The sequence below is a fragment of the Lederbergia wuyishanensis genome (assembly GCF_022900255.1).
Lineage (GTDB): Bacteria > Bacillota > Bacilli > Bacillales > Bacillaceae_C > Lederbergia > Lederbergia wuyishanensis.
Window position 1 is genome coordinate 947,413 of sequence record NZ_JALIRM010000001.1, and the last position, 23,951, is coordinate 971,363.

The 23,951-nt window shown below is 37.2% G+C and carries 23 protein-coding genes; 6 read left to right on the forward strand and 17 right to left on the reverse strand.

Annotation, left to right across the window (positions count from 1 at the left end; translation table 11 throughout):
* The first annotated feature begins 170 nt into the window (after positions 1-170).
* Positions 171-995, forward strand: a complete 825-nt coding sequence (proC, locus tag MT489_RS04690; RefSeq protein ID WP_244680325.1) for a pyrroline-5-carboxylate reductase — start codon at positions 171-173, stop codon at positions 993-995.
* Between the two features lie 74 nt (positions 996-1,069).
* Positions 1,070-2,092: an NADPH dehydrogenase NamA gene (namA, locus tag MT489_RS04695; protein WP_244680326.1), complete on the forward strand. Its 1,023-nt coding sequence runs from the start codon at positions 1,070-1,072 to the stop codon at positions 2,090-2,092.
* Here namA and rnz read toward each other — a convergent pair.
* The gene (gene rnz, locus MT489_RS04700; RefSeq protein ID WP_244680327.1) at positions 2,089-3,018 is read right to left on the reverse strand and encodes a ribonuclease Z; all 930 of its coding nucleotides are present in this window, start codon (positions 3,016-3,018) and stop codon (positions 2,089-2,091) included. The two genes, namA and rnz, sit on opposite strands and share 4 nt — an antisense overlap.
* Before the next feature lie 157 nt (positions 3,019-3,175).
* Between rnz and zwf the strand changes: the two genes are divergently transcribed.
* Positions 3,176-4,675: a glucose-6-phosphate dehydrogenase gene (zwf, locus tag MT489_RS04705; RefSeq protein ID WP_244680328.1), complete on the forward strand. Its 1,500-nt coding sequence runs from the start codon at positions 3,176-3,178 to the stop codon at positions 4,673-4,675.
* 173 nt (positions 4,676-4,848) lie between these two features.
* Complete coding sequence (locus tag MT489_RS04710) at positions 4,849-5,292, forward strand: YueI family protein (protein WP_244680329.1); 444 nt, start codon at positions 4,849-4,851, stop codon at positions 5,290-5,292.
* Positions 5,293-5,310: 18 nt separating this feature from the next.
* On the opposite strand, the gene MT489_RS04715 is transcribed toward MT489_RS04710, so the two are convergent.
* The 5 genes from MT489_RS04715 to mce all read right to left on the reverse strand — a co-directional run bounded on the left by MT489_RS04715 (position 5,311) and on the right by mce (position 10,411).
* Positions 5,311-6,507 carry a DNA polymerase IV gene (locus MT489_RS04715; RefSeq protein WP_244680330.1) on the reverse strand — a complete coding sequence of 399 codons (1,197 nt, stop codon included), beginning with the start codon at positions 6,505-6,507 and terminating at the stop codon, positions 5,311-5,313.
* A 208-nt stretch (positions 6,508-6,715) separates the two neighbouring features.
* Positions 6,716-7,186: a chemotaxis protein CheW gene (locus MT489_RS04720; RefSeq protein ID WP_244680331.1), complete on the reverse strand. Its 471-nt coding sequence runs from the start codon at positions 7,184-7,186 to the stop codon at positions 6,716-6,718.
* A 25-nt stretch (positions 7,187-7,211) separates the two neighbouring features.
* Positions 7,212-8,330: a M20/M25/M40 family metallo-hydrolase gene (locus MT489_RS04725; protein WP_244680332.1), complete on the reverse strand. Its 1,119-nt coding sequence runs from the start codon at positions 8,328-8,330 to the stop codon at positions 7,212-7,214.
* A gap of 115 nt (positions 8,331-8,445) precedes the next feature.
* Positions 8,446-10,002 carry an acyl-CoA carboxylase subunit beta gene (locus tag MT489_RS04730; protein ID WP_244680333.1) on the reverse strand — a complete coding sequence of 519 codons (1,557 nt, stop codon included), beginning with the start codon at positions 10,000-10,002 and terminating at the stop codon, positions 8,446-8,448.
* Positions 9,989-10,411 carry a methylmalonyl-CoA epimerase gene (gene mce, locus MT489_RS04735; protein ID WP_244680334.1) on the reverse strand — a complete coding sequence of 141 codons (423 nt, stop codon included), beginning with the start codon at positions 10,409-10,411 and terminating at the stop codon, positions 9,989-9,991. The genes MT489_RS04730 and mce overlap by 14 nt, the downstream gene beginning before the upstream one ends.
* A 160-nt stretch (positions 10,412-10,571) precedes the next feature.
* Between mce and prli42 the strand changes: the two genes are divergently transcribed.
* Complete coding sequence (gene prli42, locus MT489_RS04740) at positions 10,572-10,664, forward strand: stressosome-associated protein Prli42 (RefSeq protein WP_244680335.1); 93 nt, start codon at positions 10,572-10,574, stop codon at positions 10,662-10,664.
* 42 nt (positions 10,665-10,706) lie between these two features.
* Here the strand turns inward: prli42 and MT489_RS04745 are convergent, their stop codons facing one another.
* The 10 genes from MT489_RS04745 to bcd all read right to left on the reverse strand — a co-directional run bounded on the left by MT489_RS04745 (position 10,707) and on the right by bcd (position 22,748).
* Entirely contained in the window at positions 10,707-11,213 is a 507-nt protein-coding gene (locus MT489_RS04745) for a L,D-transpeptidase (protein WP_244680336.1), read from the reverse strand.
* A 96-nt stretch (positions 11,214-11,309) separates the two neighbouring features.
* Positions 11,310-11,747, reverse strand: coding sequence for a BrxA/BrxB family bacilliredoxin (locus MT489_RS04750; protein ID WP_244680337.1), 438 nt, complete (start codon positions 11,745-11,747; stop codon positions 11,310-11,312).
* Between the two features lie 171 nt (positions 11,748-11,918).
* Positions 11,919-12,944, reverse strand: coding sequence for a methylmalonyl Co-A mutase-associated GTPase MeaB (meaB, locus tag MT489_RS04755; RefSeq protein WP_244680338.1), 1,026 nt, complete (start codon positions 12,942-12,944; stop codon positions 11,919-11,921).
* Complete coding sequence (gene scpA / locus MT489_RS04760; protein WP_244680339.1) at positions 12,937-15,105, reverse strand: methylmalonyl-CoA mutase; 2,169 nt, start codon at positions 15,103-15,105, stop codon at positions 12,937-12,939. The genes meaB and scpA overlap by 8 nt, the downstream gene beginning before the upstream one ends.
* Positions 15,105-16,523, reverse strand: a complete 1,419-nt coding sequence (locus MT489_RS04765) for a methylmalonyl-CoA mutase family protein (RefSeq protein WP_244680340.1) — start codon at positions 16,521-16,523, stop codon at positions 15,105-15,107. Before MT489_RS04765 ends, scpA begins: the two co-directional genes overlap by 1 nt.
* Positions 16,524-16,756: 233 nt before the next feature.
* Complete coding sequence (locus MT489_RS04770; RefSeq protein ID WP_244680341.1) at positions 16,757-18,004, reverse strand: dihydrolipoamide acetyltransferase family protein; 1,248 nt, start codon at positions 18,002-18,004, stop codon at positions 16,757-16,759.
* Positions 18,005-18,038: 34 nt separating this feature from the next.
* Entirely contained in the window at positions 18,039-19,022 is a 984-nt protein-coding gene (locus tag MT489_RS04775; RefSeq protein ID WP_244680342.1) for an alpha-ketoacid dehydrogenase subunit beta, read from the reverse strand.
* A 15-nt stretch (positions 19,023-19,037) separates the two neighbouring features.
* A complete protein-coding gene (locus tag MT489_RS04780; protein ID WP_244680343.1) occupies positions 19,038-20,033 on the reverse strand; it encodes a thiamine pyrophosphate-dependent dehydrogenase E1 component subunit alpha in 996 nt (331 codons plus the stop codon).
* 40 nt (positions 20,034-20,073) lie between these two features.
* Positions 20,074-21,501, reverse strand: coding sequence for a dihydrolipoyl dehydrogenase (gene lpdA / locus MT489_RS04785; RefSeq protein WP_244680344.1), 1,428 nt, complete (start codon positions 21,499-21,501; stop codon positions 20,074-20,076).
* A gap of 143 nt (positions 21,502-21,644) precedes the next feature.
* Positions 21,645-22,748, reverse strand: coding sequence for a Leu/Phe/Val dehydrogenase (gene bcd / locus MT489_RS04790; protein ID WP_244680345.1), 1,104 nt, complete (start codon positions 22,746-22,748; stop codon positions 21,645-21,647).
* Between the two features lie 142 nt (positions 22,749-22,890).
* Here bcd and MT489_RS04795 point away from each other — a divergent pair, with 142 nt between their 5' ends.
* Positions 22,891-23,133 carry a DUF2627 domain-containing protein gene (locus MT489_RS04795; protein ID WP_244680346.1) on the forward strand — a complete coding sequence of 81 codons (243 nt, stop codon included), beginning with the start codon at positions 22,891-22,893 and terminating at the stop codon, positions 23,131-23,133.
* 42 nt (positions 23,134-23,175) lie between these two features.
* On the opposite strand, the gene MT489_RS04800 is transcribed toward MT489_RS04795, so the two are convergent.
* Complete coding sequence (locus MT489_RS04800; protein WP_244680347.1) at positions 23,176-23,901, reverse strand: glycerophosphodiester phosphodiesterase; 726 nt, start codon at positions 23,899-23,901, stop codon at positions 23,176-23,178.
* Between the last annotated feature and the right edge of the window lie 50 nt (positions 23,902-23,951).

Sequence of the window (23,951 nt, forward strand, 5' to 3'; positions counted from 1 at the left end):
ATCCCGCGTTAAGGGCCAGAGATGGTTGTTGCAACTAAGCAATCAATGAAGGTGGTACCACGGAAGCTATTCCCTTTCGTCCTTTTTTACAGGATGAGAGGTTTTTTTTATTTAAGTGGAAATAAACCATACAAAATTAACAAAAAATATTAAGAACAGGAGGGAAATCGATGAAAATATCATTTGTTGGAGCAGGATCTATCGCAGAAGCAATGATTGCCGGATTAATTGAAAAAAATATAGTTAATCCGAAGAACATCTGTATAACCAATCGAAATAATAAACAAAAGATGACAGAACTTGAACAAAAGTACGGAATTTATACAACTTATGATACAAATGAACTTGTTCATGATGCCGATATGATTATTTTTGCTGTAAAGCCAAAAGACGCTGGTGAAGCACTGGATAAGATCAGCCCCTACATTCGTGAAAATTCTTTCTTTGTTTCCGTTATGGCCGGAATATCCATTGAGTTTATAACCGATAAACTAAAAACCAATTGTGCAATTGCAAGAACAATGCCAAATACTTCTGCAAGTGTCGGAAAATCGGCAACAGCTATTACATTTAATCCTTTTGTTTCTAACGAGCAAAAGGAACTAGCACTCTCCATTTTTTCATCCATTGGAATTACTGAGGAAGTGGCCGAACATCAGATGGATGCCATTACCGCACTTTCAGGAAGTGGTCCTGCGTACTTCTATTATGTAGTGGAAGCGATGGAACGTGCAGCTGCACAATTCGGCTTAGAAAAAGACACAGCCAATCAACTTATTATCCAAACATTATTAGGTGCCGCTGAAATGTTATCAGTATCGGGGAAAAAAGCTTCAGAACTAAGGCATGAAGTGACAAGCCCTGGAGGTACAACGGAAGCAGGGATTTCCGTCCTTCATCAAGCTGAAATGCAGGAAGCGTTCATCGCTTGTATTAACGCAGCATATGAACAATCAAAGCAGTTAGGGATCATGTACGAATCCAAAATAACGTGACATAAGTCCTCAAAAATGCAAAAAATGTCTTCACCTTGCTATAATAGAACGAAAGCAATTTAGGAGGCAAAAAAATGTCTGTAAAACTTTTTACACCTTTTAAAGTAAAAAATATTACGATTAAAAATCGAATTGTCATGTCGCCTATGTGCATGTATTCCTGCTCCAATGAGGATGGAATGGTTGGAGATTGGCATTATACTCATTATACAAGTCGTGCTGTTGGCCAAGTAGGATTAATTATTGTTGAGGCAACAGCCGTAACACCGCAAGGAAGAATTAGTCCTCGCGATTTAGGAATATGGAGTGATGACCATATTGATGGGCTTTCAAAGCTTACTCAAATGATTGAAGAGCATGGTGCTGTAAGTGGGATACAGATCGCTCATGCTGGTCGAAAAGCAGTGCTTGATGGAGAAATCATTGCCCCAAGTGCAATTCCTTTTAACGAAAGCATGAAGACACCAAAGGAAATGAGCATTGACGAAATTAAAGAAACGGTTAGAGCATTTGGAAAAGCTGCGGAAAGAGCAAAAAAAGCAGGATTTAAAATAATCGAAATTCATGGTGCTCACGGATATCTTATCAATGAATTTCTTTCTCCTCTTACAAATAAGCGCAGTGACGAGTATGGAGGTACTCTCGAAAAACGCTACCGCTTCATGAAAGAAATTATAGAAGAAGTTAAATTGGTTTGGGATGGCCCTCTATTCGTGCGTGTTTCAGCTAATGATTACAGTGATGGAGGGCTTAACCCAGCAGATTATGTAACAATGGCACATTGGATGAAAGAACAAGGAGTCGATTTAATAGACGTTAGTTCAGGTGCAGTCGTTCCTGCAAATATTCCTACTTTCCCAGGCTACCAAGTTCCATTTGCAAATCAAATTAGGAATGAAGCAAATATCCCAACTGGTGCAGTAGGTTTGATTACAAATGGAACTCAAGCAGAAGAAATTTTACAAAACGGTCGAGCCGATTTAGTTTTTATCGCCCGTGCCCTATTGCGAGATCCGTATTGGCCGCGCACTGCTGCTAGAGAACTAAAATATGATTTAGAAGCTCCTGAGCAATACCGACGAGGTTGGATGATCTAATTTTTATGTGTATCAATTGTCGTTTCTAGGAAATCATATGCCATTTTCGTGTTAGGAAATATAGCTTTAGCTTCTTCCGTAAGCTGATTCCAATTTTCTTTAAGATAACGAGAACTAATATGATTTAAATAAAGGGTGTCTGCCTGCGCATTCAAGGCCAGTCTCGCTGCCTGGGCTGTTGTTGAATGGAAATAATTTCTTGCCATCTCATCACTGTCTGCGGAAAAAGTAGCTTCATGGATTACAACATCTGCACAAGACGCAAGAGTAACTGCATTTTCGCAAGGTCGTGTATCACCTAGAACACAAATGACCCTACCTTTTATTTCCGGACCTAAATAATTGATTCCATTTATCACTCTTCCATCTTCCAAAGTAACGGTTTCACCCATTTTTAGGAGCTTATAAATCGGCCCTGGTGGAATACCTTCGGAAAGGAGTCGGTCAGCATCGAGAGTTCCTTTTTTATCTTTTTCCATAATTCGATATCCGTAGCTGGCGATTCCGTGATCAAGTAATAAAGTTTCAATTGTAAATTGTTCGTCTTCGAAAATAACCCCATTTTCAATTTCAATGATTGATAAAGGGTATTTTAAATGGGTTTGACTAATTCTAAGAGAAACTTCAACATATTCTCGAATGCCTTTCGGACCGTAAATGGTAAGCTCTGTTTCCCCTCCTTGGAAGGAACGGCTACCTAATAATCCTGGAAGGCCAAATATATGATCTCCATGAAGATGGGTTATAAAAATTTTTTCGATTTTCCTAGGTTTTAATGAAGTATGTAATATTTGGTGTTGGGTCGCTTCACCACAATCAAAAAGCCATATAGAATTTCTCTCTTCCAATAGCATCAACGCTAAAGAAGAAACATTCCTGGGCTTTGCAGGTACTCCCGCACCAGTTCCGAGAAAGAGTAATTTCATATTAACCCTCCATATAAATAATACTTATTTTATCATAATTAATAAAAAATATTGAAAAATAGATACTTGACTAATCGTCTTTTTTCAGAATAATTGGTAAGATAGGGTATAATCAACATGCTGGAAAAGTTTAAGAAGGAAAAGAGAGGTTTTCATTATGATTCAAGCAGAAACACCCGCATCACTTATAATGATTTTCGGAGCAACTGGAGATCTAGCTAAAAGAAAGCTATATCCTTCTCTTTATCATCTTTTTAGAAAAGGGAAATTATCAGAGCATTTTGCAGTTATTGGGGTTGCAAGACGCCCTTGGACTGATGAAGTTTTGAGAGAACATGTTAGGGACTCTGTTTTAACATCTATTAAAGATGCGGAGAATATAGAGGAATTTGTTTCTCACTTTTATTATAAACCTCATGATGTCAGCGATTCACAATCATACATACAATTAAAAAATCTAGCAAATGAGCTCGATCAAACATATGGTCTAGAAGGAAACCGAATCTTTTATTTAGCCATGGCTCCAGAATTTTTCGGTACAATTGCTGAGCATTTAAAAATTGACGGATTAACAGATACAAATGGTTTCCATAGACTTGTCATCGAAAAACCGTTTGGACATGATTTAGAATCGGCTAAAGAATTAAATAAAAGAATTAGAAACGTATTTTCCGAAAACGATATTTACCGTATCGATCATTACCTAGGAAAAGAAATGGTCCAAAATATCGAAGTAATCCGCTTTGCAAATGCTATTTTTGAACCTTTATGGAACAATCGATTCATCTCAAATATTCAAATTACTTCAAGTGAAATGTTAGGTGTAGAAGAACGTGGAGGTTATTACGAAACGAGTGGTGCTCTACGCGATATGGTTCAAAACCATATGCTCCAAATGGTCGCCCTTCTCGCAATGGAACCACCTATTCGTCTCACACCGAAGGAAATTCGTAGTGAAAAGGTGAAGGTGTTAGGTGCCCTGCGCTCCATCGAGCACGATGACATCCCGAATTTCTTCGTAAGAGGACAATATGGTCCTGGTGAGATTAACGGGGAAAAAGTGATTGGATATCGTGAAGAGCAAAATGTAAACGAGGAATCAAATACTGATACGTACGTTGCAGGTAAACTAATGATCGATAATTTCCGATGGGCCGGTGTACCATTTTATATTCGAACTGGCAAAAGAATGACAGCTAAATCTACGAAGATTGTGATTCAATTCAAAGATATCCCTATGAACCTATATTATAAATCAGAAAAGGATTTAGATCCGAATCTTCTAGTCATTCATATTCAACCAGAGGAAGGAATCACTCTTCATTTAAACGCAAAAGACACAGGACAAATGATGGAAACGACTCCAGTGAAGCTTAACTTTTCCAATAATCACGCTCCTGGTCTTAATACACCAGAAGCTTACGAAAAGCTTTTGTTTGATTGCCTAAGAGGTGATGCAACAAACTTTACGCATTGGGATGAGGTTGCTCTATCTTGGAGCTTTGTTGATAAGATTAGTCACTATTGGGAAAGTCAAAAAGCGAAGTTTCCAAATTATAGCGCTGGAACAATGGGTCCTAAGGAAGCAGATGAACTGCTTGAAAAAGAAGGATTTAAGTGGTGGCCAGTAACTGATCTTGATGTGAAAGATTGCTAAAAAAATGCTTTAAAAAGGCTGTTTACATACAGGAAAGAACCTGTGCAAACAGCCTTTTTCTTTTGCAATTTAAACATACAGATATCTAATAATAACTGCTATACTAAAAATAGGATAATAAATTTTTAACAAAAAAACTACATACGGAATATATTACCGCGGAGGTGTTTGCCGTGAAAAGCCCCAATGTGGATGATTACTTACAAAAGGGAATGTACGGGGTAAAAGAAATAAAGCCCGAAGAACGAAGAAAATTTCTTGGGACTATTAGAGAGAGAATTGTAGTAGCATTGACTAAAAGCCAAGTAATGGAAAAAGGTGTTTATCCAGAGGTAATACAATTGATGAAAGAACATCCGCAAGCAACATTACTACTAAATGGAGATCTTGACTACACCTATTTATCAGATTACATTCATAAAGCAAGATTAAACCATATGCAATTTTCTATCGTAGCAAATAAAAATTATGATACGAATATCGGACTCGTTCTAACATACGATCATGCAATTGATAAAGAGGAAATCTATATACAAAAAAGTAAAGAAAAAATAGTAACCATTTCTAAGAAAAAAAGAAAGCTTTTAGCTAGACTTTTAAGTTTTCTAAAAAAATAATTCAATGTTTCTTTTAAGTTATTTCTTTTGAAGATCGCTTCCTTTTTGAAGGATCGATTTTCCATATTTACTTTTTATTTTATCAATGGCTTTATAAAGCGGCTCCTTTTGAGCTGCTTTTTCGTAAGAAAATAAATCGAGCTGTTCATATGCATGATCTTCATTGATCAAATCTTGACCTGTTATTCCTAGCAGTCTAACTGGATCTCCTTTCCAGTTATTTAAAAATAAAGATTTTGCCGCTTGATAAATATCTTTAGATTCTACAATGGGATTGATTATTTTTTTTCCTCTTGAAATGGTCTTTCGATTATAATAGCGGATCGTAATCGAAATATTTTTTGTTACATAACCCTTTTTCTTTAACCTGGTTGAGACACTTTCGGAAAGGGATTCAAGAATTTCTAATAACTTTGATTGATTTGAAATATCTTTTGGTAATGTTACCGAATTTCCAACACTTTTATTTTCCTCTGCTGCATCAGGGTCAACATGTCGAGTATCGATTCCATTTGCTCGTTCTTTTAATTGCAGTCCACGAATTCCTAAATGAGCTTTTAGAACAAAATCACTCGCCTTTGCTAAATCACCAATTGAATGAATGTGAAGTGTCGCAAGCTTTTCACCTGTTTTATTGCCAATTCCGTGCATTTCAACTGTTGGCAAAGGCCAAATAACTTCGGCAATATCTCTTTTTCTCAAGACAGTAATGCCGAGGGGCTTCTTCATATCTGATGCCATTTTAGCTAAAAATTTATTAGGAGCAATTCCAATACTGCATGGCAAATCAAGTTGATTAAGTAAGCTTTGCTGAATGTCATTAGCAATTTCGATTGGACTACCTAGTTCGTAGCATTCGGTAATATCTATATAACCTTCATCAATTGAAACTGGCTCTACCAATTCAGAATAACGCCGTAAAATCTCAAACAAGGCCATGGAAGCATTCCGGTAACGCTCAAAATTAGGTCTTTTTATTATTAAATGGGGACATAATTTTTTTGCTTCCCATAAAGGCATAGTTGTTTTCACACCATACTTACGCGCTTCATAGCTGCATGTGACAACAATTCCTTTACGTGCTTCTTCATCCCCCGCTATAGCAAGCGGCTTATCTTTTAATGAAGGATCATAAGCCATTTCAACCGATGCAAAAAAACTATTCATATCTACGTGTAAAATGACTCGACCTTTTTTTGGATATAATTCCTTCACTTTGATCACCTGTATTTAAGAAAAGTGCAAGGCGCCTGCTGCCTTCAACAAGTAAATGTTATGAGCAAAGATAGGCGTTATCATCCTTTCTTTATCTCTGGTTTCAGACTGCAAGCCGATAGCGCCTAGAGCTAGTAAAGCTAAAATTAAACACAATTTAAATTTCTTATCTTTTGAAAAAGAGCCTAATAACTAGGCCCTTCTGAATTTACGCTTTCTGTTTTTGCTCATTTAAATAATCTTTTATTTCTTTAACTCCCTCAAGGACTTCTAGCATGCTTACTGGGTCAATCATTGTTATAATTCTTTGATCAAGATTAGCAATGGAAGAAAAGTATTTTGTTTTATGGTAAGCAATTAAGCCCATTTGTTGCAGTGCATTTTCAGGGATTTCAAGAATTTCTTTTGCTTCGTTTACGAGTAAAGCGAATGAAAGTTCCTCCGTTTGAATGACAATCATTCTAACTTCGGTATCATATTGAATATGGCGATTGTATAAGATAAATCCAAGGTCTAGTACAGGAATTAATTCCCCTCTAGATTTTACAACTCCGCTTATATAATCCGGTAGATGTGGTACTGGATTCACACTTTCATATTTCTCTATAGAAATTACGAATTGTACAGGAATTGCATACTCCTCTTGTCCTGCATTAAAAACGATTGCGGTAACCGCCATCTCTCTCACCCTTTGTAAAAAACTATTATCTTTTTTGTGCTTCTTCTACAATTGCTACAACCATTTCTGCTAGTTTCCCAAGCTCTTCAATTGGCATCCGTTCGTTAGTCGTATGAATTTCTTCATATCCGACAGAAAGATTAACAGTAGGGATATTGAAACCAGCAATGACATTTGCATCACTGCCTCCCCCACTCTTTAACAATTCTGGTTTACGACCGATTTTTAATGCAGCCTTTTTCGCCACTTCGACTACTTCATCACCATCAGAATATTTAAATCCTGGATACATGACTTCAATTTCTACATCGGCAGAACCGCCCATTTCTTTAGCAGCTTCTTCAAATGCTTCTTTCATTTTGGCAACTTGAGCTTGCATCTTCTCATTTACAAGAGATCTAGCTTCTGCCAAGACGATTGCTTGGTCAGCTACAATATTTGTAGCTTGTCCACCTTCAAAACGGCCAATATTAGCAGTCGTTTCTTCATCTATACGGCCAAGCGGCATTCTAGCGATTGCTTTTGCAGCAATAGTAATAGCGGAAATTCCTTTTTCAGGCGCTACGCCCGCATGAGCGGTTTTACCATGAATGACTGCCTTAATTTTCGCTTGTGTAGGAGCAGCAACGATAATATTGCCTACTTTTTCATCACTATCAAGAGCAAATCCATATTTTGCTTTGACGAGAGAAGAGTCAAGGGCTTTTGCCCCGACAAGTCCAGATTCTTCTCCTACTGTAATAATAATTTGAATATCACCGTGGTCAATGTTTTGCTCCTTCAATACTTTAATGGATTCCAATAGGGCTGCAATTCCTGCTTTATCGTCAGCTCCTAGAATGGTGGAACCATCTGTTACGACATAACCATCCTTAATGGAGGGCTTAATTCCTTTTCCAGGAACTACGGTATCCATGTGACATGTAAAATAAATAGGAGTCGCATCTATATTTCCTTTCAAGTTACAAATTAAGTTCCCTGCACCATGCCCAGTCTTTTCCATTGTGTCGTCTTCAATGACTTCCACATCTAGTTGTTGAAATTTTTCCTTTAATACCTTTGCAATTTCTGATTCATTCTTTGTCTCTGAATCAATTTGAACTAATTCAAGAAATTCATCTAATAGTCTTTGTTCGTTAATCATTTGCATTTCCTCCAATTTTTCAATGATGTCATATATAAGGGATTAAGTTTGCAAAAACGGCACATTAAGTTGGCATGTTTCTTTGCTGCTCTTAACTGAACTGTTTAAAATTTGATTATAAAGGAATATTACCGTGTTTTTTATGAGGTCTATCTTCAGTTTTATTACGAAGCATTTCAAGAGCTTGGATTAATTTAATTCTGGTTTCGCGTGGATCGATGACATCATCCACCATCCCTCTTGCCGCCGCAACGTATGGATTTGCAACAGTTTCACGATACTCTTCCATTTTTTCCATTCTAGTTTTTTCAGGATCTTCACTTTTCGAAATTTCACGAGCGAAAATTATATTTGCCGCTCCATGAGGTCCCATTACGGCGATTTCCGCATTTGGCCAAGCGAAAACGAGATCTGCCCCTATTGCCTTACTGTTAAGGGCTACATATGCCCCCCCATACGCTTTCCGTAATATGACCGTAATTTTTGGAACAGTTGCTTCTGAATAAGCGTATAGAATTTTTGCTCCATGCCTTATGATACCGCCATGCTCTTGTTTAATACCAGGGAAAAAACCAGTAACATCTTCAAACGTAATTATCGGTATATTAAAAGAATCACAAAAACGAATAAATCTGGAAGCCTTATCCGATGAATCAATATCAAGACTGCCCGCCATAAACTTCGGCTGATTACAAACTAGGCCAACTGATTCGCCACGAATTCTGGCAAATCCAACGACAATATTTTTTGCAAACTCTTTATGTACTTCAAAAAAAGAATGATCATCTACAATTTGATTTATCACGATTCTTACATCATACGGTCTTACAGGATCAAAAGGAATAAGCTCTAGTATTTCGGGTCGCAAGTCTTCCCGGCCATCCCAGTCTGTGATAGCTGGTTTTTCATTATGATTTTGCGGTAAATAGTCCAAAAGAGTACGAACCATTGTCAACACCTCTTTTTCACTACTTCCCCTAAAATGAGCATTCCCGCTTATAGAATTATGTACTTTTGATCCACCTAAATTTTCGGATGAAATTTTTTCGCCGGTTACTGTTTCAATCACTTTTGGACCAGTAATAAACATTTGGCTCGTACTGTCTACCATAAATACAAAATCGGTAATAGCTGGTGAATAAACGGCTCCGCCAGCGCAAGGTCCCATAATAACTGAAATTTGCGGAATGACTCCGGAATAAATGGCATTGCGATAAAAAACATGTCCATATCCATCAAGAGAAACAACGCCTTCTTGTATTCTTGCACCCCCAGAATCGTTTAAACCGATAAACGGAGCGCCACTTTTTACGGCAAGGTCCATTGCTTTAGCTATTTTTTCAGCATGCATTTCACCCAATGCCCCACCAAATACGGTAAAATCTTGTGAAAATAAAAATATAAGCCTACCATTTATTTTACCATAACCAGTTACTACACCATCACCAGGATGCTTCACATTTTCCAATCCAAAATCTGTTGAACGATGCTCAATAAATGGATTAAGTTCTACGAAGCTGCCGGGGTCTAGTAGGAGATCTATTCTTTCCCTTGCAGTAAGCTTTCCTTTGTCATGCTGCTTACGAATCCTTTCATCCCCGCCGCCGAGTTCAGCTCTTCTTCTTCTGTCGTATAAATCATTAATTTTCTCGTAAATATCAGTCACTGTCATTCTCCTTCAGTGGCTTTTTTTCACATATTTCGTACAATACTCCATGGGCCGATTTTGGATGTAGGAAGGCGATCAATGCTCCACCTGCTCCTTCTTTCGGTACTTCATTCAACATTTGGATGCCATTGTTTTTGAGATCTGAAATTCGATTTTCTATAGAATCTACCTTTAATGCAATGTGATGAATACCCTCACCGCGTTTTTCGATAAATTTTGCTATAGCACCATTTGAATTTGTAGGCTCCAATAATTCTATCCTAACATTTATTGCATCCAAAAAAGCAACTTTCACATGTTCTGAATCGACGTTTTCAATTGCTGAACATGTAAACCCAAGAACATTTTCATAAAAAGGAAGGGATTCTTCCAATGACCGTACCGCAATTCCAATGTGATCAACGTTTTTCATAAAAACCTCCAAAGAAATAAAAGTTTTGAAAGTCTTATATAATCTTCGACATTTCCCTCCACCAATCCTGCTAATCCTTTTTTAGTAAATCAAAGATTGTCTCAATTGCAATTTCAAGATAATATATTAGTAAATACGTTTAATGTAGGGGTGCATTATATTGTCCAATAAAAAATTTCAACGAATTATCGTCTATCTAATGCTTTTCTCTATGATTGCTACTACCATCATAGCTGGACTATCTTTTTTATAATTTAAAAGGTGAGGCTCTCCTAATCGGAGGATCTCACCTTTTTCATATAATAATTCCTATTTCGTATGCCAAGCTTTCAAAGGAATTATCCGAATTAACGATAAGTACTTTTGACCCGATAAGTATTTGAGTATATAAAATTTCGAGTTGATTTCTCGGAAGTCTTATACAACCTTCAGATATATACTTGCCAATTGAGGAAGGGTCATTAGTTCCATGCATTCCGTAAATTCTTCCATCAGTCCCTAATGCATCAATTCCTATCCATCTTGATCCAAGTGGATTTTGTGGATCACCGCCTGGAATATTCGCTTTACGATAGTAAGGATTTTCCGCCTTCACTTTTACTGTAAATAAACCTTCAGGAGTCAATTCATTCGTCTTTCCCGTTGCCACTTGTACAACAAATTGAACCTTTCCCTCATTGACCCAGGCAAGTTTGTTTGTATGTTTGTTGACGATGACAAGTGAATCTCCAGGCAACACTTCTCTATCAAATGGCCAAAATGGAGAACTAATTAAAAGGAAAAGAGCAAAAAATAGATGCATGTTTATCATCCTTTTTCTTTATTTTATGAAAAAGGATTATTTTCATACTAAAAAACCCTGTATAAAGTCTATTTGACTTATACAGGGTAAAATTTATTATACTTCTTCGCAATATTGTTCGAAGTATTGCTGTAACTTATTTACAACAGACATCGGGTCATGCCCTTCAATTTCATGACGCTCAACCATCGCACATATTTTTCCATCTTTTAGTAAAGCAAATGATGGAGAAGAAGGTGGATAATCAGTGAAATAGCTTCGAGCCTTAGCTGTAGCTTCTTTATCTTGACCAGCAAAAACTGTAACAAGATGGTCAGGACGTTTGTCATAATGTACGGAATGTGCAGCAGCTGGACGTGCAATTCCACCTGCACAACCACAAACAGAATTAACCATAACGAGTGTAGTGCCTTTTTCTTCTAAAGCTGCTTCTACTTCCTCTGGTGTAGTTAATTGTGTATATCCTGATCTCTCCATGTCTTCACGAGCTTGTATAACAATATCATTCATATATAAATTAAAATCGATATTCATTTTTTCCACTCCTTTTTAATAACTATCGTTATCATAGCAATATTTCATACTGCATTTCAAATAATTTATTTTTTTGAAATAAATAGGTTTATTTTCGATGGAACTGGGTAAAATGAAACTACATCTAGATCCATACCCCTAAACTCCCTAGATGTTTTTGGACAGCACGATTTAGCTGTCCTTTTTTTTATATTCTCGAAAGAGGGCATCAACTGCCTCAGAAACTGTAGCTTGATCATTTATTATTTGATCTTCAATTTCGGGCAGCAACTTCCGTACATTTTTGTTGGAGAAAAAGTTTGTTTCTAAACGCTCTTTTATTAAAGAAAAGAGCCATTCCTTTACTTGCGATTGCCTCCGATCTTTAAATACCGTAGAAGACTGAATTACTTGAAAAAACTCCTGAATCCTCTTCCATATTTCATCAATACCTTCTCCCGTCAATGAAGAACACATGGTAGCTTTTGTTTCCCATCCGGCAGTTGAGGGCTGAATAAAGTGAAGGATTTGATTGTATTCACGCGTCGTTTTCTTAGCATTATTAACATTCTCTCCATCCGCTTTATTCACTACAATCAAATCTACCAATTCTAATATTCCTTTTTTCATTCCTTGCAACTCATCACCTGCACCCGTTAACACAAGCATTAGATAAAAGTCGACCATGCTTCTAACAATTGATTCACTTTGTCCAACACCTACAGTTTCCACGATTATGACGTTAAATCCAGCTGCTTCGCAAGCTAAGATGGATTCCCTCGTTTTTAAATGAACTCCTCCAAGCACGCCTCCTGAAGGAGAAGGACGGATAAATGCATTAGGATGTGTAGATAGTTTTTCCATCCTTGTTTTATCCCCTAAAATACTACCACCATTAATTGTAGAACTTGGATCAACTGCTAGGACCGCTACACGGTATCCTTGCTCACACAATAAATAACCAAATGTTTCAATGAAAGTACTTTTTCCCGCTCCTGGTACGCCTGTCACACCGATTCTAATCGTATTACCGGTATGAGGTAGAAGTTTTTGTAAAATGATTTGGGCTTGTTCTTGATGGCGTATCGCACTACTTTCAATCAATGTTATTACTTTAGCTAATACAGCTCTGTCTTTATTCAATACGCCTTCTATCATTTTTTCCGGGGTTTCTTCATTCCTTACACGTTTCACAAATTTGAGCTTTTTTTCATTCATCGGTTATGACCTCTTCCTCATATCCGAGTCTGGAATAAATTTCTTCAATCACTTTTTTAGCAGCTAACGGTATGACTGTACCTGGTCCGAAGATGGCAGAAACGCCTCTTTCCTTAAGAAATTCATAATCTTGTACAGGAATAACTCCACCGACAACGACAATAATATCATCACGATTGCTTGCTTTTAGAGCGTTCAATAATTTTGGTACAAGCGTTTTATGACCTGCTGCCAGTGAACTGACGCCAATGACATGGACATCATTTTCTGCTGCTTGTTTGGCTGTTTCTTCAGGTGTTTGAAAAAGTGGCCCAATATCTACATCAAATCCCAAATCAGCAAAGGCAGTGGCAATTACTTTTGCACCTCGATCGTGACCATCTTGTCCCATTTTGGCAATAAGGATTCGCGGTCGTCTTCCTTCATTTTCCAAAAATTCATCTGTCATTTCTTTTACAATCAAGATTTCTTTATCATCCGCAAAATTAGCGCTATATACACTATTTACGGAGCGTGTAAATGCACGATGCCTACCACAAACTTTTTCGATTGCTTCAGAAATCTCTCCAAGAGTCGCTCTGCACCTTGCAGCATCAATTGCAAGTTCTAATAAGTTCCCGTCACCTTTGGCTCCTGATGTTAATGCTTCAAGTGAAGTACGGACTTTCTCCTCGTTTCGGTTCTTTTTAAGCATGTGCAATCGTTCTATTTGTTTCTGGCGAACCGCCTCATTGTCAATGTCTAATATCTCAATGTGTGCGTCATCTTTAATCCGATAACGATTCACTCCAATAATGGTTTCTTTATTTGAATCAATATGTGCTTGTTTCCTAGCGGCTGCTTCCTCAATCCGCAGCTTCGGCAGTCCTGTTTCAATAGCTTTTGCCATACCGCCCAGCTCTTCTATTTCCTCAATATGTTTCCATGCACGTTCTATTAATTCATTAGTCAACGACTCTACATAATAGGAACCGCCCCAAGGGTCGATAACATCCGTTATTCCAGTTTCTTCTTGAAGGTATAATTGGGTATTTCTTGCAATTCGAGCGGAAAAATCAGTAGGTAAAGCAATGGCTTCATCTAGGGCATTCGTATGCAAGGATTGTGTATGACCCATTGCTGCTGCATGTGCTTCTATTAAGGTTCGGACGACATTATTGTATGGGTCTTGTTCCGTTAAACTCCAGCCCGATGTCTGACTATGAGTTCGTAGCGCAAGTGATTTAGGATTTTGTGGCTGAAACTGACTTAAAAGACTGGCCCACATTTTTCTAGCAGCGCGGAGCTTTGCTACTTCCATAAAATAATTCATTCCTATTCCCCAGAAAAAAGAGAGACGCGGTGCAAAATTATCTATTTTTATTCCTGCCTCTAACCCTGTTCTAACGTATTCCAAACCATTTGCGAGAGTATACGCTAGCTCCAAATCAGCAGGTGCACCAGCCTCCTGCATATGGTAGCCAGATATTGAAATACTATTAAATTTCGGCATATGTTTTGATGTATACTGAAATATATCTTTTATAATTCGCATCGACATTTCAGGAGGATAAATATACGTGTTACGCACCATATATTCTTTTAATATATCATTTTGAATTGTTCCTGAAAGTTGAGCTGTTTTAACACCTTGCTCCTCTGCTGCTACAATAAAAAATGCCATAATCGGTATAACCGCACCATTCATTGTCATCGAAACGGACATCTCGTCAAGCGGAATTCCTTCAAATAGTATTTTCATATCTAATACTGAATCAATTGCAACACCAGCTTTTCCTACATCTCCACCAACCCTTGGATGATCGGAATCATACCCTCTATGTGTAGCTAGATCAAATGCGACAGATAATCCTTTTTGTCCATTTGCTAGATTGCGTCTATAAAAAGCATTACTTTCTTCTGCTGTAGAATATCCAGCATATTGGCGGATTGTCCAGGGTCTGTTTACGTACATTGTTGCATATGGGCCACGGGTAAATGGAGGTAGGCCAGGCATATCATTAAGATGATCTAGGTTCTCCGCATCTTTTTTTGTATAGAAGGATTTAACCTGTATTTTTTCATTTGTTTCAAATGATGATATGTGTTCGGGCTTATCTTTTCTTAAGTTTTCATTGAAATTAAATGGATGAATCTTTTGAAAATCGGGCTTTTGTTTCATTAAAATTCCCCGCTTTCACTTTTTTCAGCAAGTCTAACTAATTCTAATGGTTCAATTTTTATTACATCGTCTTTCATTCGGTAATGATGTTTAGGTTTTTGTAATGATTTTATATTTGAATCTAGTCTAAAGGCATTAACTCCAATCATTAATTGTTCTTTTGTTTGTAGATCTTCGATTCTTTTCTTCAGTGTCTCTTTCACTTTGTCCTGTAACCAGCCACTCTCTAAAACTGAATAGATACCACCTTTACTATCAATCATTTGAAATAGCTCCCAAGCCTTTTCAACTAGATTAAAGGTTAATGTTTCAATATAAAAAGAGCCTCCAGCAGGATCGATTACTTTATCTAGATAGCTTTCTTCTCGGAACAGTAATTGGGTATTACGAGCAATTCTCATCGCAAACTGATCTGAAGGATTGGAAACGCTGTTAAATGGCGTTACATGTAAATAGTCAACTCCACCGATTACTGCGGCAAAAGCTTCATTTCCTGAACGTAAAATATTCGTGTATGGATCTAATAATGATTTTGTGAAAGCAGATGTTTCTGCACTTATCACTGGAACACTTTGTTCAGGAGGAACCTGATATGCGCAAGCGATTGTTTTCCATAGTGATCGAAATGCTCTTAATTTAGCAATTTCCATAAAGAAGTTGTTTCCAATCGAAAAATGAAATATCATTTTTGAGATTGCTTCATACGGTTCCCAGCCACTTTTTCTCAATTCTTCGATATAAAATACTGCTTCCGATAAAGTAATTGCAAGTTCTTGAACTGCATTTGCCCCACTATGATGATATGAGGAACTATCAATCAAAATGGTTCGCAAACTAGGATATTTTTCGTCTAACTTCGAAAGATTTTCTTTCCATTCTATCCACGTTTGCCCTTCTTGTTTATATAAGTGCCCTTGCTCAAGCTGAGATGAAATCATATCAACAGCTACGGAACCAAATACGTGATTAGTATTCATTAGTAATAGTCTACGTGCAATGATTTGAAAATTACATTTAGAAAATAGTAATAATGGGGTGCAACTTAAATCAAAAATCTTGTTTATTTCAGTAAAGTCTAATTGTTGTAAATCGTGAAAATTATCTACATCAAAAGAAACAGTTTCTTGTCCTAGTTCTTTCGCTTCCACCAAATGTTGCTTAAGTTCATTCCAATTCGAACTGCATAGTTTTTGTGAAATCTTCCAATTGTTGTTTGGTGGAGACCCGCAAATAAACGCATCTTCTAATCTATTTTTTACATCTTTAATAGTATAAATAGGAGATAATTTAATTCCTTCATACGTTTCATTATAAAGCGTTTCCAAAGAATCGCTTTTTAACGTTTTTAAAACGATTTTTTCCCATTCTTCATAGCTAGCTTTTGAAAAAAAGGCATTTTTATTTTCACGGATGGACATTGAACAACCCCCCATCAATTTCAGCACTATCTTTATTTTAGTACATTAGTTAAACTTGAGCAAAAAAATAAAAAGAAGCTGTCACTATGTAGTAACAAGCTTCATAATAGCTATTTGTATGTTTAGAAATAAAGGTTCTTGAATCCTGCAAGTCAATACTAAACTGGATATTCACCCAAAGTTAGGAATCCAAGTCCCAAGATGAAAATACATATGTGGTTCAAAATGGTTCTTTAATAAACTGATGTATTTTCTTTTGGAATATTTTCCAATATCTCTTTAACACGTTGCAAGAAGCGACCGCAAATGAGTCCATCAAGAACTCTATGATCAAGTGAAAGGCAGAGATTCACCATATCGCGTATGGCGATCCCGTCATTAACTACAACTGGGCGCTTAATAATAGATTCAACCTGAAGAATCGCTGCTTGTGGATGATTAATGATCCCAATTGACTGAACAGATCCGAATGATCCAGTGTTATTGATTGTGAAAGTTCCTCCTTGCATTTCTTCACTTTTCAATGTTCCATTTCGGACCTTTTTAGCAAGATCTGTAATATCCCTTGCAATTCCTTTTATTGATTTTTCATCTGCGTATTTTATTACAGGGACAAATAGTTCTTCTTCTTTTGCTACTGCAATTGAAATATTTATATCTTTCTTTTGGATGATTTTATCTCCTGCCCACATTGAGTTGATCATTGGAAACTCTTTTAATGCTTGGGCGACAGCTTTTACGAAGAATGCAAAATAAGTCAAACTAAACCCTTCACGCTCTTTAAATTCCGTTTTCAATTCATCACGATATTTGACTAAGTTTGTTACATCCACTTCCATCATCATCCAAGCATGAGGAATTTCTGCTTTGCTACGTAACATCTTCGTCGCAATTGCCTTTCTTACACCGGAAACCGGAATTTCAATATCCCCTGACTTAGCTATAACAGGTTCCGCTTTCTTGACTTGGCTAATTTGTTCCACTCTCTCCTCAGCCCTTGGAACTTTATTAGTATCTATAAGCCTTTGCAAATCCTTTCTCGTAATTCGCCCTTCTTTTCCAGTTCCTTTTACGAGTGTTAAATCAATGCCATGTTCTTGAGACATTTTTAAAACGGCTGGTGAATACCTTGTTTTTCCTGTAGATTGCTGCTGATCTGATATCAAAGTTGTCGCAGAATAATCTACGTTTGATTCGCTTTTTTCAACAGTTGTTTCATTCGAATCCTCACCATCTGCTTCATCCGTTTTAATAGTACAAATAGTTTCCCCGACAGCAAGAGTAGTCCCTTCTTCTACTAACAACTCTTCAATCGTTCCCGTAAAAGAAGAAGGTATTTCCGCATTGACCTTGTCAGTCATTACTTCCGCTAAGGGATCATATTTATTGACATGATCACCAGATTGTACGAGCCATCTGCTGATAGTTCCTTCCGTAACACTCTCACCGAGCTGGGGCATAGTTATATTTTTTTTTGACAAAATGATTTCCTCCTTTTAGCCACCATTGTACAGCTCAATATTCAGCTAACTCCTTCATTGCTTTCTCAACTTTTTCAGGATTAACCATGAAAAACTTTTCCAATGTTGGAGCATACGGCATGGCAGGAATATCCGGACCAGCTAATCTCATGATTGGCGCATCAAGATCGAACAAACAATGTTCTGCAATAATGGCCGAAACTTCACTTATAATACTTCCTTCTTTATTATCCTCTGTTAAGAGCAATACTTTTCCTGTTTTTGACGCTGCTTCTATAATCGCTTCTTGATCTAGTGGATAGACAGTCCTTAAATCCAAAATATGTGTTTCGATTCCATCCTGAGCAAGGCGTTCGGCAGCCTGTAAAGCAAAGTGTACACACAGCCCATATGTAATGACCGTGATATCATCTCCTTCACGCTTAACATCTGCTTTACCAATTGGGAGGACATAATCTCCATCAGGGACTTCACCTTTTATTAATCTATAGGCTTTTTTATGCTCCAAGAAAAGCACTGGATCATCATCGCGAATGGCAGCTTTCAATAGTCCTTTCACATCATACGGTGTGGATGGCATTACTATTTTCAGACCCGGTTGATTAGCAAAAATTGCTTCCACTGATTGTGAGTGATATAGCGCCCCGTGTATCCCACCACCATAAGGAGCTCTTATGACTAATGGGCAGGTCCAGTCGTTATTTGAACGATATCTAATTTTTGCTGCCTCTGAAATAATTTGGTTGATTGCCGGCATGATAAAATCAGCAAATTGCATTTCTGCAATGGGGCGATAACCGTACATAGCAGCTCCAATTCCCACACCTGCTATTGCTGATTCTGCTAGAGGAGTGTCAATAACCCTTTGTTCTCCAAACTGTTCGTACAGTCCTTGTGTCGCTTTAAACACTCCACCCTTTTTGCCTACATCTTCACCAAGCACAAAAACTTTCTCATCTCGTTCCATTTCTTCGCGTATAGCCGTAGTGACAGCTTCTATATATGATATAACAGCCATTTTTTATTCCCCCTATTACTCCGCAGCGTATACGAATTTTAAAGCATCCTCAGGATTTGGATATGGAGCTTTCTCCGCATAGTCCGTCGCTTCGTTCACTTGTTTCATGATACGGTCATTCATGTCTTTTTTGGCCTGGTCATCTAATAATCCATTATCACGAAGGTACGCTTCAAAAAGTAATACCGGATCCTCTGATTTAGCTTTTGCCAATTCATCTTCAGTTCGATAGCTACGTTCGTCATCATCTGAGGAGTGAGAAGTTAATCGGTGGCTTACCGTTTCGATAAGACTCGGACCTTCACCACGTCTTGCTCTATCTACGGCTTCTTTCATTACCTTATAAACTTCAAGCGGGTCATTACCATCAACTGTTACTCCAGGCATGCCATAACCGATTGCACGGTCAGATACTTTTTCACATGCTAACTGCTTATTAATCGGTACAGAAATAGCATAATGGTTATTTTCACATAAAAAGATTACAGGTAGTTTATGAACTCCAGCGAAATTTAATCCTTCATGGAAGTCCCCTTGGTTAGAGGAACCTTCGCCGAAAGATACAAATGTCACGATGTTATTTTTTTCCATTTGTGCTGCTAATGCTATACCAACTGCGTGTGGAACTTGAGTAGTTACTGGCGATGATCCAGTTACAATTCTATTTTTTCTTTGGCCAAAATGCCCAGGCATTTGACGTCCTCCAGAGTTTGGGTCTTCTGCTTTCGCAAAACCCGAAAGCATAATCTCAGCTGGAGTCATCCCAAATGTTAGGACAACACCTAAATCCCGGTAATATGGGAGTATATAATCTTTTTCCTTATCCAGGGCGAATGCTGCACCTATTTGAGCTGCTTCTTGACCTTGGCAAGAAATAACAAAAGGAATTTTTCCAGAACGGTTTAAAAGCCACATTCTTTCGTCAATCCGACGGGCAAGTAACATCATTTCATACATATCTAAAACTTGTTGATCGCTAAGACCTATTTCAGTGTGTCGATTTAATGTCAACATAATCCCTCCTTGTACACTTTGTTAGCGAATATAGTACCTATATATGAATGGATAATCCATCTACTGCTAATGCAGCTTCTCCAATAGCTTCACTTAATGTTGGATGCGGGTGTATCGTATTGCCTACTTCCCACGGAGTTGCGTCCAATACACGAGCAAGTCCTGCTTCAGAAATCAAGTCAGTCACATGTGGTCCAATCATTTGAATCCCTAAAATATCATTTGTCTTTTCATCAGCCACAATTTTCACGAAACCTTCTGCATCTCCCACGACTAGTGCTTTACCGACAGCTTTAAAAGGAAATTTTCCAATTTTCACTTTAAATCCTTTTTCCATCGCTTCTTTTTCAGTAAAACCGACACTTGCGACTTCTGGTGAGCTATATATACATTTCGGGACATTCTCATACACCATTGAAACAGGATTAAAGCCTGCAATATGTTCAACAGCTTTAATACCTTCATGAGAAGCCACATGCGCCAATTGTAAACCACCAATCACATCACCAATGGCATAAATATGGGATTCTTTCGTTTGGAATGTAGAATTAACTTTAATGGCACCATTAGTATTCATTTCAATTTCAGTATTTTGAAGCCCAATATTATCACTATTCGGTTTCCTGCCAACTGAAACTAGAATTTTTTCAGCTAAAAATGTCTGAATTTGTCCTTTTATTTCAGCATTGATTTGTACTTGTTTTTCTTTTATTTCAATGGATTCCGATAATACTTTCGCATTTGTCACTATATTTATACCCTTTTTTCGTAAAAGACGGGTAAGTTCCTTAATTATATCCTCATCTTCATTAGGGATAATTTGATCAGCATATTCTATAACAGTAACATTGACGCCAAAATCGGCAAGCATTGACGCCCACTCTATTCCTATAACTCCTCCACCTATAATAGTGATAGATTGAGGTAACTTCTCCATTTCGATTGCATCATCTGAAGTCATGACGTAGTTCCCGTCAATTTCTATTCCCGGTAATGAACTTGGTCTAGAACCAGTCGCAATAATAATGTTTTTAGGAATTAACATTTCATTTTCCGAACCATTGGCCATTTCCACAGAAATCGTTCCAGGCATCGGTGAAAAAATAGATGGGCCTAATATTCTTCCAAATCCATGATATATATCTATTTTTCCTTGTTTCATCAAGTATTGAACACCTTTATACAGTTGTTCGATAATACCAGTTTTTCTTTCTTGCACCTTTTTGAAATTTAATTCAATACCAGTGGTAAAGACTCCAAACTCTTCACTTTTTTTTGTTAATGAAAAAACTTCAGCACTTCTGAGTAATGCTTTACTCGGGATGCACCCTTTATGTAAACATGTTCCACCTATTTTTTCATTTTCGACAATGGCAGTTTTTAATCCGAGCTGTGCTGAACGTATAGCTGCAACATATCCGCCAGTTCCGCCGCCAAGGATTACTAAATCATACTCATAGGCCAATATTATCCCTCCCATTAAACTAGACTAGCTATCGATAGATATACTTGAAAAATGATTTTACACATAAAAGGAGCCGTCCTTTGGCATTTTGCAGTTCTCCACTTTTTTCAACGGGGAATTTCGGACAGCTCGTTTTTCAATCATCAACCATTCATTCGATTAGCCAATATATGTTTATTATTTAGAAGGAATTGACTTCTAGAACTTCGAATTTTTTCAATTCTTTCTTCTGCCATACGATCTGCAGCAACATATGTGGGGATATTATCTCTCTTCGATATTTCGATTACTTTAGCAACGTTATTATAAATTGTTTCAACCCTTTTTAATGCACGCTCTTTGTTATATCCGTATAATTCGTCAGCAACATTAATTACTCCACCTGCATTGATAACGTAGTCAGGAGCATATACAATCCCCATTTCATGTATTTTATCTCCATGTTTTGTATCTTTTAGCTGGTTATTTGCAGACCCTGCAATTACCTTAGCTTTAAATTGAGGAATGGTTTGATCATTAATAATAGCTCCTAATGCACATGGTGAAAAAATATCCGCATCGACACTATATATGTCATTAGGGTCTACCGCCTTTGCTTGGAAGGCTTCTACAGCACGATTAACAGCATCTTTATTAATATCAGTAACGAAAAGCTGTGCCCCTTCTTCGTGTAAATAACGACAAAGTTCAAATGCAACATTTCCTACACCTTGCACTGCCACCTTTTTTCCCTCTAATGAATCAGAACCGAAAGCCTCTTTTGCAGCTGCCTTCATTCCAACATAACAGCCGTATGCTGTAACTGGAGAAGGATTTCCCGATGAACCGAATGCAGGAGAAATCCCCGTAACAAAATTAGTTTCTTCATGGATAATATCCATATCTTGAACGGTTGTTCCAACATCTTCTGCTGTAATATATCGACCATTTAGACCTTGGATAAAACGGCCGAAAGCACGAAACATTTCTTCATTCTTATCCTTCTTTGGATCACCAATTATTACTGTTTTTCCGCCTCCTAGATTCAATCCGGCGGCAGCATTTTTATATGTCATCCCTCTTGCCAATCTAAGGGCATCTTCAATTGCAGCTTCTTCATTTTCATATGTCCACATCCGCGTGCCACCTAGTGCAGGGCCTAATGTTGTATCATGAATAGCGATAATAGCCTTTAAACCAGACTTTGCATCCTGGCAAAATAATAATTGCTCATAATCATATTTCACCATATATTCAAAGATTTTCATTTTTTACCTCCACATTATTTCTTATGACCTTATCATGGTACCTAATCCTAATTACATTGTAACGAAAAGGCAGTTCCTTGACAAATCTTACTGATGTTATATGATTTTTTTAGCATGAGTTTTAAGGAGTCGATACATCCGAATGGGAAGAGTCATTGCATTACTGTTACTTTTAATCCCCGGTATAATTTCGGGATATGGAATAAAATTAATGAGGGATATGCTTTTTGGTAAATTACAAGCCCCATTTCCATATTTATGGATGCAGTTTCTTTCGGGACTTATCTTTTTTGTACTAGGTTTAGGTTTTATTGCAGGTTTTATTTTGCACCGAGACCGCAAAAGAAATCAAGTTCAAGAAAGATTCAAACTGAAAAAGCGTTAATTTTCACAGAGGAGCTTCGTCTAAGACTTAGCTCCTCTTAATTTATTTTCTCCTTAGTTTTACTGCCTTTTCAGGAAAGTCTGTAATAATAGCTGAACAATTTATTTGCAATAGTCGTTTTATATCACGCTCTTTATTAACAGTATATGGCCGAACAGCAATCCCCTCATCCATTGTCGCTTTAATAATCGAATCAGAGATATATTTAAATTTCGGGTGAATTCCTTTAGATCCTAAGCATCTTGCATATTCCCATGGTTTATATAAAAGGTCACTGTATAGCGGGGCAGTCTCTATCTCAGGCCAATTATTAACAATATAAACGAGTGAATAATGATTAAAAGAAGAAATAATAATGCGTTCTTCATAATTAAACTCTTTTATTAATGCAATAACTTTTTCTTCCAATCCTTCATATGGAATATCATTATTTTTCAGCTCAATATTACAAATTAATTTATTTCCTTCCATCCATTCAAATACTTCCCTTAACGATGGAATTCTTGCAGTTTTTTTAAAAAAATGTTTGTAGTGATAATTTGCCTTGAATTTTTTTAATTCTTGCATTGTAAAATCAACCACTCTACCGGTCCCATCTGTCGTTCGATCGACAGTTGTATCATGAATCACCGCAATTTCCCCGTCTAGAGTTAAATGAACATCAAGTTCAATACCATCAGCTCCAAAGGCTTCAGCTGCCAAGAATGATTCCATTGTGTTTTCTGGATGTGTACCTGCTGATCCTCGGTGTGCGAAAATAGTTGTCATCTTTTTCACCGCCTAAATGTGTATATTACCATCATACCCCGCATTCATAT